Source organism: Bifidobacterium sp. LH_389 (assembly GCF_056357235.1).
In genome coordinates this window covers 211,949-223,373 of the sequence record NZ_JBKEVR010000004.1, presented here as the reverse complement: position 1 = coordinate 223,373, position 11,425 = coordinate 211,949, and the positions used below count along the sequence as shown (strand labels likewise).

Below are 11,425 nucleotides of genomic sequence, written 5' to 3'. Positions count from 1 at the left end.
ACCACCAGCGCCGGCCACGGCCGCACCTCGCCAAGGCCAAAGCGAAGCACGCCCATCACAACCAACCCGGACACGACCACATCAACCCCTCACAAGGTTGACAAAAACATAGGAACACCCCCCCGGAGCCGGCCGGTGTCCTCACGGATCGGGAAGACGGACCCTTGCGGAGGCTATGGCGGCGCGGATACGATTGATGGTGACGGGATCCGAGGATGGGTTCCGCGGAACACGGCCGAACGATGGTGTCTGGTTGTTTGGGGACGCGACGGGCGGCGGAAAGGAACGTGCCATGAATGCGAAGCGATCTGGAATGCGTCTTGCAGGCGCGCTGGCGGCTGTTCTGGCCACGGCATCGATGTCTGGGGTTGCGGCCGGCTGGGCGTCGGCCGCGGATGCCCCCTCGGGTCGTGCCGGCGTGCTGTCGGTGAGCGGCCGGTATGGAAACCGTGCATTGGCAGGCTGCGATTACTATCAAATCAACACGCCTCCACCCGTTGGAGACCACCGTTGGGCAGTCAACAACACCTGCGACGGCGGGTTGCGGCACTGGTTCACGATCGGGAGCTGGTACAACGAAGGACGATCAATTGTCCGCCCGTCCACGCCATCGGATTACGACTGCACTCGTATTAACAGCTACGGGACCATCAAGGTCCCTACTATTGGAGGAAGCTGCGTTTTCGTAGCCTCCGATTTATTACCGCTCATCAATGACTGGGGCAACATCTTCTACTGACAATCGTTCCCGGTCATTGGCCAGCCCGCCAACCCCTACTCCATGGCATCATAGGCCGGTTCATCCATGTCTTCCTAAGGGATGACGGGTGCCCGGTGCGACCGGCCATGATGCCGATTTCTTTACCGATCATCACGCTCGGAGGAACAATGAGATCAGGTACGTTGCGCACGGCGCTCGCACTCGCGTTCGCATTGACGGTGGCATCCCTTGGCGCTTGCGGCGCGCCGGGAAACGATCCCGGTTCGGGGGAACGGCCCGGTGAAGTCAGACTGGAGCATGCTCCGATCGGCGCTAAATCGACATACATGGCGTATACGGATGACGTACGGCTGAACGCCTCCACCATGAAGGAAATTCATGACGCCGTGAACGAACCGCACAATGTCCAGGCACGGGACGTCATCGATCAGGTCCTGGCGGATGGCATCATTTCCGCCGAGGAGATGAACGACCTTGAACGACGGGCCGTGACCTGTCTGGCGGACCGCTACGGCTTGGAATTGGGATCCACGGTGTACATCCGAGATGCGGGCGGACTCAGCTTCGACATGTCCCATGTACCCAAGGATCAGGTAGGCCAGGTTGCTTCCGTATGCATGGACGATACCGGCTATACGGTCATCGGCACGTATTACTCCGAGGGATACAGCAATCCGGACAACGTGGATCTGGAACCATATCGGTATCAATGCTACAGGGAGCACGATCTGCTGGCGAAGGACTACTCCTATGAGGAGTACGAACGGCTGAAAGGCAACAGTCCGGTCCCTCTGCTCAAGGGCGGTACCTCGACCGACCCCCTGACCGCAAAGGTACTGGCATGCGTCTCGGATCCGTTGCACAACATCGCGAATTCGCCGCTGAAGCGGTAGAACATGTCGTAGTTCAGACCGATGCCAGCCGGAAGCCACCAGACTTTCCGCTTTACGGCTCGCCTCCGGCCCTGCAATTGCTGACTTCGCCTACGGCGAAGACTCAATCCAACCTTCGCCGCCGAAGTGGCGGCTCAGGCTGAACCTACGGAAAGCCCACCGGGCTTTCCGCTTTACGGTTCAGCCCTTATGCACGATGGGCTTCCATTCGGGCTTGGCGAAGATGGCCTGGAAGGAGATGAGCACGTAGCTCAGCGCGAAGATCGGGAAGCTCAGGCAGTAGGCGAACAGCTCCTTGTTGGTGGCGCGGATCTTGTCGCGCTCGGCGATCACCGTGAGCGCGGCGAGCAGCATCATGGTGAGCATGGAGACCAGCACGCCCAGCCCCCATCCGTTGAACGCGCCGAGCTGGCTGGACCAGGAGACGAACCCGAGCGCCGCGAACAGGGCCCCGAGCGCGAGCCGCAACACGGTGAACACCATGAACGGGCATACCAGCAGCGTCAGATCCACGGAGGAGAAGTCGCGCTCCTGAATGCCGTGGCGCAGCATGGCGGGCCCGTAGTAGCGGAACACCTGCAGGTAGCCCTTGCTCCAGCGCACGCGCTGCCGCCAGCTCTGGCGGAACGAGGTGGGCTGCTCGTCGTACAGAATCGCGCTGCCGCAGTAGCCGATGCGGTCGCCGTGCAGCACGCAGTCCATCGTGAATTCCATGTCCTCGGTGAGCAGATGGAACTTCCAGCCGTTGTTGCGTTCCATGATCTCGCGCGAGAACATGAAGCCCGTGCCCGCCACGTGGCAGCTCGAGCCGATCACCATGCGCGACGAATTGACGAACCGGGATTCGCGCAGGAACCACAGGGCCGTTCCGGAAGACACCCAGTTCTCGTTGAGGTTCACGGAGTTGCGGTAGCTGGTGAGCACCTTGAAGCCGGACTGGAAGGCCTTGTTCATCTCCTCCACGTAATGCACGTCGAGCCGGTTGTCCGCGTCGAACACGAAGAACGCATCGTAGCACTCGGCCATGCCCTGCCGCCCCATCTCGTCGAGCAGGTAGGTGAGCGCGTAGCCCTTGCCGATCTGTTCCTTGTTGAACCGTTCCACCACGTGGCAGCCCATGGAACGAGCGATGTCCGCCGTGTCATCGGTGCAGTTGTCCGCCACGATCCAGATGTCGATGAGCCGGCTCGGGTAGCTCTGCGACTGCAGGTCGCCGATCAGATGCGCGATCACGGCCGACTCGTTGCGCGCGGAGATGAGCACCGCGTAGCGTTTGTCCATCGGCGCGTCCGGGAACGCCTCGGGCTTGGCGAAGAACGAGACGAGCACATACGCCGCCTGATAGACCACCACGCACAGGCCCAGAATCATGATGAGCCAGTCGAGCACGTTGAGGATCGCCATCAGCGCCACCCGCCGCGGGGGTTGTCGGGATCGGCGGAGTCATCCGCCTCGGACGGGTCGCTGTCATCCTCGGTTCCCCTGAGCCCCTTCGCCGGCTTCGGCGCCTTGCCGCGCTGCGGGATGGCCACCGTCTCGGAGGCGTCCAGGTCCTCCGCGGTGGGGATGCTGTACGCCTTGCGCCTGAGGTCGTCGAGCTCCTCCTCCACCATCACGCGCCTGCTGGAACCCTGCGCGGCGCGGGGCATGTGGTCGGCCACCGGCTGGATCACGTGTTCGGTGAACGCCTCCGCGCCCTCCACGAGCTTCGACTTCTTGAGCGGCTTCGGGTCGCCCAGCAGCGGCGAGTCGATGAGCTCGTAGCGCTTGGTGTACACGGTGAAGATCGCCTGGAAGCTCGCGGCGACCGGCAGAGCAAGGAACGCGCCGAGAGCTCCGAACAGCGAGCCGAGCGCGAGCACCACCAGGAACGCAACCGCCGGGTTCAGGTCCATGGTCCGCTGCGAGATCTTGGGGCTCAGGATGAGGTTCTCGATCTGCTGGTAGACGATGATGTACGCGAGCACGCCCACGGCATACCATATGCCGCCGTTGATCCAGGCGAAGAGCACGGGCAACGCCCCGCCGATGTACGTGCCGACGGTGGGCACGAACTGCGAGGTCAGGCCGCAGAACAGGGCGAGCGGCAGCCAGTACGGCACGTTGAGTACCTCGAGGAAGACGGCCGTGCACACTGCATTGATGATGGCGAGGATGCCGCGCGAGAACAGGAAGTTGGAGATCTGGTCCTGCACCACCTGCCATACGAGCACGAACCGGCGCTGGCTGTCCGGGCTGAGCCACTGGCACAGGCTGCGGCGCATGCGCGGGCTGCACGCAGACACGTAGTAGGTGACCAGCGTGATCGTCATGACGTTGAGCAGCATGCTGCCGATGCTGCCCAGCGTGGTGGCGGCCTGCGTGGCGAAGTTGGTGACCCAGGAGGTCTGGATATTGTTGATGATCTCGGTGCCGAGGTTTTGGATGGCGGGCATGCGGAACGTCGTGTTGGCGGCCACGAACGCGGCGATCTGGTCGTAGGCGTCCGGCAGGCCCCGCACCAGGCTGATCATCTGCTGGACGAACATGTTGCCGAACATGCCGAGCAGGCCGACGATCACCACCACGAGCCCGACGAGCGTCACCGCGGACGCCGCGCCGCGCTTCCAGCCGTGCTTGACCATGGCGAGCACCAGCGGTTCCACGGCGAGCGCGATGAACACGGAGATGACCAGATCCACCACGAGGTATTCCAGTTCGCCGGCGGACCGCCATACGATGACGGCCAGATACACGGCGATCACGATGTACAGCAGTCCCCTGCCGAACCATTCCGGAGGCCGGCGCGGATCCCCCTTCGCCGGAAACACCGAAGCCAGATCGAACTGCTTGTCCTCGCGATGCTGTCGTGTCGTCTTGCCTTGTTCGCTCATAGACCCCATTATTGTGACGTTCGCTGACAAGCCCCGATCGTCCGTTCCCGCCGACGGTCCGCTGGGGTAGCATTGAGGCATGCTCAAGGTTTCGATCATCATCCCGGCGTGGAACGAAGAGGACCGCATCGAGGATTGCCTGACGTGCGCCACCGTTCAGACACGCGCACCCTACGAGGTCATCGTGGTGGACAACAAGTCCACCGACCGCACCGTTGAAGTGGTGGAACGCTTCATCGCCAGCCATCCCGGCACCCCGGTCCGACTCATCCATCAGGACGCCGAACAAGGGCTCATCCCCACGCGCAACGCCGGTCTCAACGCCGCCAAGGGCGACATACTGGGCCGCGTGGACGCTGACTGCATGCTCAAACCCGACTGGGTGGAAGTCGTCACCGGCATTTTCACCGAGGATCCGAAGGCCATGGGTGCCTCCGGACCGGTGGTTTACTACGACATGCCGCTCAAGAAGACCGGCCTTCGCGGCGACAACCGCACACGCCGGCTCATTTACCGGGCGGACGGTAACCAGACCATGCTGTTCGGCTCGAACATGGCCCTGCGCGCCACCGCATGGCGGGCCATTTGCGGCGAGGTGTGCCGCGACTACGAAGACGTGATGCACGAGGACGTGGACATCTCCCTGCATCTGCTCGGCAAGCATTTCAAGACGGTGTACTCCCCGCGCATGATCGTCGGCATGAGCGCGCGACGCATGGCCTCCGGGTTCGTCTCGTTCAAGCACTACACGGACCGGTTCCGCAACACGTTCGACGCCCATCCGCGCCACACGCGCTTCTTCCGCCCGGAGTACCTGCTGCGCGTGATGTGGCCGTTCATCCACTTCCTCTACCCCATCTACCAGCGGCAGATGGAACGCGAACACGTGGACTGCGCGGCCGCCGTGTGGCGCGACGAGCAGGCGCGCGTGCTGTCCGGAGCCAGCCAGCTGACGCACTGAGACACCGCCGGTTTCGCACGGCTGAGGCCCTCCTCCATGTTCGTCGCATGGCGGAGGGCCTCAATCGCTACGGAGCGTGGTCCGATGCAAGGATCGTCAGATCACATCAGGCTCTTGTAGATGGCCAGAATGTCCTCTTCGGTGGCCTTGCGCGGGTTGCCCGGGGTGCACACGTCGTTGAACGCGTCGTGGGCCAGCGGGGCGAGATCGGCCTCGGTGGCGCCCACCTCGGAGATCTTGGTCGGGTTCTTGAGGTCCACGGTCAGCTTGTGGACGGCCTGCACGGCTTCCTCGCGCACGGTTTCCAGATCGCCGGTGAAGGCGTCCGCCACGCCGAACGCGTCCGCGATGTCGCGGAACTTCTCACCGGTGTAGTCCTTGTTGTACTCCATGACCGGAGCCAGCAGAATGCCGTTGGCCACGCCGTGCGCCACGCCCAGACGGCCGCCCAGCGGGTGGGCCATGCCGTGCACCAGACCGAGGCCGACGTTGGAGTAGGCCATGCCGGTGATGTAGGAGGCGTACGCCATCTGCTCGCCGGCCGGCACGTCGCCGTCCGCGGACTTGGCGAGGTTCTTGGCGATCATGCGGATGGTCTGCATGCTCAGGCAGTCGGACAGCGCCCAGGCGCCCGGGGTGATGAAGCCCTCGATGGCGTGGGTCAGCGCGTCCAGACCGGTGGCGACCTTCAGGCCGCGCGGCATGGAGTCGGTCAGGTCCGGGTCCACGAAGGCGACGATCGGGATGTCGTGCGGGTCGACGGCCACGAACTTGCGCTTGTTCTTGGTGTCGGTGATCACGTAGTTGATGGTGGTCTCGGAGGCGGTGCCGGCGGTGGTGGGCACGCCGAAGATCGGGACGGACGGGTTCTTGGTGTCCGCCACGCCCTCGAGGCTCAGCACGTCGCCGAACTCCGGGTTGGCGGTGATGATGCCGATGCCCTTGCAGGTGTCCTGCGGGGAGCCGCCGCCCAGACCGATCAGGAAGTCCGCGCCGGAGGCCTTGAAGCGCAGTACGCCGTCCTGGATGCACTCGACCGGCGGGTTCGGCTTCACGTTGTCGAACACGTCGTAGGGCAGGCCGGCCGCATCGAGCACGTCGGTGACCTTCTTGACGGTGCCGGTCTCGAGCAGCACCGGGTCGGTGACGATGAACGCCTTCGTGAAGCCATGCTTCCTGGCCACCTCGGGGATCTCCTTGATGGCACCGCGTCCGAAGTATGCCGTCTGGTTGAAGATCATCCTGTACACCATAACGCTCTCCTTTAAGCTGGTTACTTTCATACCTACATGGGCTCCACGCCGTCATAGCGGATAGCCCATCGGCTTCCATAATAGTGAGCCGATTGAGCGTTCCCGCTCAAAACCGATAAGATTTGAACGAGAATCCCAGATGTTGGGACCCGCGGTGGGGCCGACTGACGGTCCGCTCCCTCTCGCAGTCTTCCCGCGTCCTTCCTGCGCACGATCGGTCCAACCTGCACGTCCGAATTCGCAGCTTGGACCGATCATGCGAAAAAACGGCCGTTTTGGAGGCCGAAAACTGCACGTTCGGTCCAACCTGCACCGGTGGCACCACAGGTTGGACCGGTCGAACGAAAACAGGCATCGCGTGCCGCGCCTTTGCCATTGAATCTGCCGTGTTTATGCTGGCCTGCCGGGTTTATGCTGGCCTTGGCCCGAACATGCGAAAACCCCGCAGGCCAAGCATTGCAAGGCATGCGGGGTTTCCCGTGGTGGCTCCGAGCGGCATCGATCCGCTGACCTAGCGATTTTCAGTCGCTCGCTCTACCAACTGAGCTACAGAGCCAGAGAATAGTGGTTGACCATTCCAGCGACCCCGGCCGGACTTGAACCGGTGACCTCCGCCGTGACAGGGCGGCGCTCTAACCAACTGAGCTACGGGGCCGTGTGTACTTCGCTTGCGCGAGGCAACGAATGAATATATTACAGGAATCATTCCATCGCGCAAGTCGCAACACCACACGGCGTGTTGCCGCATGATTCCGCGGTTTTAGCCGCTCCGCCGGCCAACTCCGGAGAATCCACCGGCATCGCAGCACCGCGTCAGAGCGCCGCGAATCCCGACACGCGGGCGACGGTCAGCTGCGCCATGTCGTAGAGATCCTCGGCATCCGAACTGTTGCCGTAGTAAAAGTCGCTGTACAGCTCGGGATGCTCCATCACCTGCATGAACAGGCCGATGAACATCACTATGCCCACAATGCCGATCAGCGTGATGACGGCACCGACCACAATGCCGGCGATCGCCATCCCCTTGCTCTTCTCCCCCGTGCGGTTGATCTGCACCAGCGCGATGATCGAGACGATCAGGCCGGCCGGTGCAAGGATGAAGCTCAGCGCGAATCCGACGATCGACAGGACGTTCCACCGGTCAATGGGCGAAGCGTAGCCACCCTGATAGCCGTACTGCCCGTAACCGCCATACGTGGGCTGGCCGGTCTGGGCCGCCCCCGGCTGACCGGTCTGCCCGTACTGGCTGTACACCCCTTGAGGGTACGGCTGCCCCTGACCGGGCCGACCATACTGGTCGTACTGTGGCTGATGCACGTACGTGGGCTGCGTATACGGCCGCTGAGACTCGGACTGCGCCGACTCGGTGCGCTCAGCGGCAGCGGCGGCCGGATTCGGAGCCGCAGCCGGCTGACCGTACTGCGGCGTCTGAGCATACTGTTGCGTCTGGGAAGGCTGAGGCTGGACCGGCTGCGGTGCCGGGGAAGGGTTCTGAGAATCGATGTTGTTTTCGCTCATACGCCAAGTCTAGAACCGATCCCCCGTAAACGCCACCCGGCATAGCTCAGTAGCAGTCCCACTGGTATTCGGCCTTGGTGAAATCCCGCTCGCGCAGCGCCTGCGCAGGCATGAACACGTGACCTATGCCGTTGTCCCCCAGCATCATGGAGAACTCGATGCTGTTGATCTGCGCCACCATGACCAGATCGCCGCCGTCATCCATCCACGTGCGCGGATCGTCCTGTGTGAACATGGGATGCCCGCCAAGCCGATGCCCGTCCGCGCTGAGCAGCTGGAACATCCGCTCGGAAGCCTCGTCGTATTCCTCGTCGTACAGGTCCCGAGCGTCGCCTCCCAGCAGGTCGAGGCATTCGTCCAGCAGCGGTTCGAAGCCCGCATCCGTGGTATCCATGGCACTCATCACGGACTCACCGCACAACTTGTAGGTCACGTCCGGGCCGGTGAACGGCAGATTGTACGCCTCGTCAGGCCATTGCGGCTCCACCGCACGCGCGCCGGCAAGCAGCGCCGCAGGCACGTACCTGATTTGCCAGGGAAGGTCGGCCTCGGCGTCCGCGGCAAGGAACACCTGCAGCAGACCATCGTCGGGGTAGCCGTCCAGCTTGGGCAGCAGGGCGAAGTTCCATTGCGCCAGCAGATAAAGCGGGGCGCCCGTGGCCGGGTCACGCGGCTCGTCCCACCCTGCGGGCAGCGGGTACGGACCGCCGTACTTCGTGTCCATGAGTTCCGGCCGCGCCAATGCGGACACAGGCATGGAACGCAGCGCCCCGGATTCACGGACGAGAGAGCCGTCCGCCGCCTGCACGTACAGCTCCACGGCGGGTATGGCGGTGCGTTCCCTCACCATGGTCGCCAGCTGCTCGGTCAGCCCCTCCACCGTACGGATATCGTTCACACTCATGGTGACCCCTTCCTGTCAAGGTGCATGGAACGGCCATCGTTCCCGACCTTGATCCCAGCATATCCGAACGCAACGGCAGCCGCGCGCAACGACAACGGGCGGGACGCACGCGGGGCCACGGCCATAGGGCCATAGTCCCGCACGCGTCCCGCCCGTGCGAATGCAGCCGTTCCGTCGGCGGCGACCGATCGGAGGGTCAGCCGATCAGATCAGTCGGCCTGCTTCCAGTGCTCCACGTCGATGTGGTGCTCCGGGTTGGCCTGCCAGGCGTCCCACGCGGACTTCACGATGTCCTCCACGTTGTACTTGGCGTGCCAGCCCATCTCCTCGTTGATGCGCTTCGGGGAGCCGATCAGGTGCGGCGGATCGCCGGCGCGGCGGCCCTGCACGTGCTCCTGGAACGGCAGGCCGGTGACCTTCTTGAGCTCGTCGACGATCTGGCGCACGGAGGTGCCCTCGCCGGTGCCCACGTTGAAGGCGTCGTACTTGCGCTCGTCGCGGTCCAGATACTTCAGGGCGGCCAGATGCGCGTCGGCAAGGTCGGAGACGTGGATGTAGTCGCGCACGCAGGTGCCGTCCGAGGTCGGGTAGTCGTCGCCGAAGATGAGCGGCGCCTTGCCCTTCTTCAGGCGGTCGAGCAGCATGGGGATGAGGTTGAGGATGGCCGGGTCCTCGAGCTCCACCGGGCCGCAGCCGGCCACGTTGAAGTAGCGCAGCGCGCAGAAGCGGATGCCGTAGGTGCCCTCGCAGGCGCGGGCCATCCACTCGCCGAACAGCTTGGTCTGGCCGTAGGGGTTGATGGGGAGCATGGGAACCACGTCCTCGGGGACCACGTCGACCGGCGGCACGCCGTAGGTGGCGGCGGAGGAGGAGAACACGAGCTTCTTGGCGTTCTTGGACTTGGTCATGCCGGTGAGCACGTTGAGCATGCCGTTGATGTTCTGCTGGTAGTACCACAGCGGCTTCTCGACGGATTCGCCCACCTGCTTGCGGGCGGCGAAATGGATGACGGCCTCGACGTTCTCCGCGTCGAGGATCTCGGCCAGACGCTCGCCGGCGCCCGGAGCGGCGATGTCCATGCCGTACAGCCGGGCACCTTCGATGCGCGTGGGCTTGCCGAAGCTCAGATCGTCGACGACGACGACGTTTTCGCCGGCCTGATGAAGGGCGTGGACCACATGGGCGCCGATGTAGCCGCAACCGCCAGTGACGAGTACAGTCATGTGTAGCCTTCCTTGGAGCTTTGCATCGCACGAAAAATGTTCGATTTTGCTCCGATTTTGTTATCTTTTGACAGTTTCGAGTATAGCATGCGCACAGCGCAAACACACACCGCCCGCATACCTATACCATTGTCTCGCGGTTACAGGATGTTTGGTGATATTGCAACCATTCCCAGTACAAGGAGCGAGCACATGGCGCTTACGGACCATCCGACCTACGAGCACGGCACACTGACCGGCGAGGAGCTGCAGCGCCTGCATCCGGTCAAGTCCTTCGTGCGCCGGTCCGCCCGTCTGGACGATCGCCTGCAGCGCGCGTGGGACCGCTACGCCGGCCACTTCCTGCTCGCCATGCCCGCCGGCGCGCGCGATCTGGAAGTGGCCGACGACTTCACGTTCGACCGCGACTTCGCGCGCAGGGCGTGGGGCAACGACCACGACCTCGTGATCGAGGTGGGCAGCGGGCAGGGCGAGAACGTGGCCGCCGCCGCCAAGGCGCATCCGGAACTGAACTTTCTGGCACTCGAGGTGTATGACCCGGGCGTGGCCCACGCGCTGCTGTTCGCCGGGCGCGACGGTCTGGAAAACCTTCGCGTGGCGCAGGTGGATGCCCAGAATTTCTTCGCCCATCTGGCGGACGGCGTGGCCGCGGAAATCTGGACGTTCTTCCCGGACCCGTGGCCCAAGATGCGCCACCACAAGCGGCGGATCGTGCAGCCGTCGTTCGCCGCGCACGTGCACCGGGCCCTTGCGGACGGCGGCGTGTGGCGCATCGCCACGGACATCGAGGACTACGCGCTGCACGTGCATGAGGTGATGGACGACGGTTCGCTGGGATTCGTCAACGCGGGCTCGATCACCGTGAATCTGCCCACCGAGCACGTGGGCAAGGGCAACGCGGACGAGGCCGCCGCCCTCCCCCACGCCGACTTCACGGAATCGGAACGCTTCGAGGGGCGCATCCTCACCAACTTCGAGAAAAAAGGCCTTGCGGCGGGCCGCGTGATCCACGATTTCACCTACCGCAAGGCCTAGCCGTCACAAGCCGCCAACGAATGAGGGGTTGCACGGGACATTCT

The 11,425-nt window shown here is 63.7% G+C and carries 10 protein-coding genes and 2 tRNA genes; 4 read left to right on the top strand and 8 right to left on the bottom strand.

Translation table 11 applies throughout. The features are described from left to right. Positions 1 to 292 precede the first annotated feature (292 nt). Both AC1AZA_RS06565 and AC1AZA_RS06560 read left to right on the top strand, forming a co-directional pair. Positions 293 to 739, top strand: coding sequence for a hypothetical protein (locus AC1AZA_RS06565; RefSeq protein WP_476513866.1), 447 nt, complete (start codon positions 293 to 295; stop codon positions 737 to 739). A gap of 308 nt (positions 740 to 1,047) precedes the next feature. Further along, the gene (locus tag AC1AZA_RS06560; RefSeq protein WP_476513865.1) at positions 1,048 to 1,614 is read left to right on the top strand and encodes a hypothetical protein; all 567 of its coding nucleotides are present in this window, start codon (positions 1,048 to 1,050) and stop codon (positions 1,612 to 1,614) included. 180 nt (positions 1,615 to 1,794) lie between these two features. On the opposite strand, the gene AC1AZA_RS06555 is transcribed toward AC1AZA_RS06560, so the two are convergent. After that, positions 1,795 to 3,018 carry a glycosyltransferase family 2 protein gene (locus AC1AZA_RS06555; protein WP_476513864.1) on the bottom strand — a complete coding sequence of 408 codons (1,224 nt, stop codon included), beginning with the start codon at positions 3,016 to 3,018 and terminating at the stop codon, positions 1,795 to 1,797. Further along, positions 3,018 to 4,487, bottom strand: coding sequence for an AI-2E family transporter (locus tag AC1AZA_RS06550; RefSeq protein WP_476513863.1), 1,470 nt, complete (start codon positions 4,485 to 4,487; stop codon positions 3,018 to 3,020). Before AC1AZA_RS06550 ends, AC1AZA_RS06555 begins: the two co-directional genes overlap by 1 nt. Before the next feature lie 79 nt (positions 4,488 to 4,566). Between AC1AZA_RS06550 and AC1AZA_RS06545 the strand changes: the two genes are divergently transcribed. Further along, a complete protein-coding gene (locus tag AC1AZA_RS06545) occupies positions 4,567 to 5,448 on the top strand; it encodes a glycosyltransferase family 2 protein (protein ID WP_476513862.1) in 882 nt (293 codons plus the stop codon). Between the two features lie 101 nt (positions 5,449 to 5,549). On the opposite strand, the gene fucO is transcribed toward AC1AZA_RS06545, so the two are convergent. The 6 genes from fucO to galE form a co-directional block, all read right to left on the bottom strand. Next, on the bottom strand, positions 5,550 to 6,701 hold the full coding sequence (gene fucO, locus AC1AZA_RS06540; RefSeq protein ID WP_476513861.1) for a lactaldehyde reductase: 1,152 nt from the start codon (positions 6,699 to 6,701) through the stop codon (positions 5,550 to 5,552). Positions 6,702 to 7,181: 480 nt separating this feature from the next. Then, a tRNA-Phe gene (locus AC1AZA_RS06535) sits at positions 7,182 to 7,257 on the bottom strand. A gap of 25 nt (positions 7,258 to 7,282) precedes the next feature. Next, a tRNA-Asp gene (locus AC1AZA_RS06530) sits at positions 7,283 to 7,356 on the bottom strand. A gap of 158 nt (positions 7,357 to 7,514) precedes the next feature. Further along, positions 7,515 to 8,219, bottom strand: a complete 705-nt coding sequence (locus tag AC1AZA_RS06525; protein ID WP_476513860.1) for a DUF4190 domain-containing protein — start codon at positions 8,217 to 8,219, stop codon at positions 7,515 to 7,517. Positions 8,220 to 8,265: 46 nt separating this feature from the next. After that, a complete protein-coding gene (locus AC1AZA_RS06520; RefSeq protein ID WP_476513859.1) occupies positions 8,266 to 9,123 on the bottom strand; it encodes a YwqG family protein in 858 nt (285 codons plus the stop codon). A gap of 209 nt (positions 9,124 to 9,332) precedes the next feature. Continuing rightward, complete coding sequence (gene galE / locus AC1AZA_RS06515; protein ID WP_476513858.1) at positions 9,333 to 10,346, bottom strand: UDP-glucose 4-epimerase GalE; 1,014 nt, start codon at positions 10,344 to 10,346, stop codon at positions 9,333 to 9,335. Between the two features lie 147 nt (positions 10,347 to 10,493). Between galE and trmB the strand changes: the two genes are divergently transcribed. Beyond that, positions 10,494 to 11,381, top strand: coding sequence for a tRNA (guanosine(46)-N7)-methyltransferase TrmB (gene trmB / locus AC1AZA_RS06510; RefSeq protein ID WP_476513857.1), 888 nt, complete (start codon positions 10,494 to 10,496; stop codon positions 11,379 to 11,381). The last annotated feature ends 44 nt before the right edge of the window (positions 11,382 to 11,425 follow it).

Coding starts and splice junctions, on each gene's coding strand:
- AC1AZA_RS06565 (WP_476513866.1), top strand. CDS start 293: ATGAATGCGAAGCGATCTGGAATGCGTCTTGCAGGCGCGCTGGCGGCT.
- AC1AZA_RS06560 (WP_476513865.1), top strand. CDS start 1,048: ATGGCGTATACGGATGACGTACGGCTGAACGCCTCCACCATGAAGGAA.
- AC1AZA_RS06555 (WP_476513864.1), bottom strand. CDS start 3,018: ATGGCGATCCTCAACGTGCTCGACTGGCTCATCATGATTCTGGGCCTG.
- AC1AZA_RS06550 (WP_476513863.1), bottom strand. CDS start 4,487: ATGAGCGAACAAGGCAAGACGACACGACAGCATCGCGAGGACAAGCAG.
- AC1AZA_RS06545 (WP_476513862.1), top strand. CDS start 4,567: ATGCTCAAGGTTTCGATCATCATCCCGGCGTGGAACGAAGAGGACCGC.
- fucO (WP_476513861.1), bottom strand. CDS start 6,701: ATGGTGTACAGGATGATCTTCAACCAGACGGCATACTTCGGACGCGGT.
- AC1AZA_RS06525 (WP_476513860.1), bottom strand. CDS start 8,219: ATGAGCGAAAACAACATCGATTCTCAGAACCCTTCCCCGGCACCGCAG.
- AC1AZA_RS06520 (WP_476513859.1), bottom strand. CDS start 9,123: ATGAGTGTGAACGATATCCGTACGGTGGAGGGGCTGACCGAGCAGCTG.
- galE (WP_476513858.1), bottom strand. CDS start 10,346: ATGACTGTACTCGTCACTGGCGGTTGCGGCTACATCGGCGCCCATGTG.
- trmB (WP_476513857.1), top strand. CDS start 10,494: ATGTTTGGTGATATTGCAACCATTCCCAGTACAAGGAGCGAGCACATG.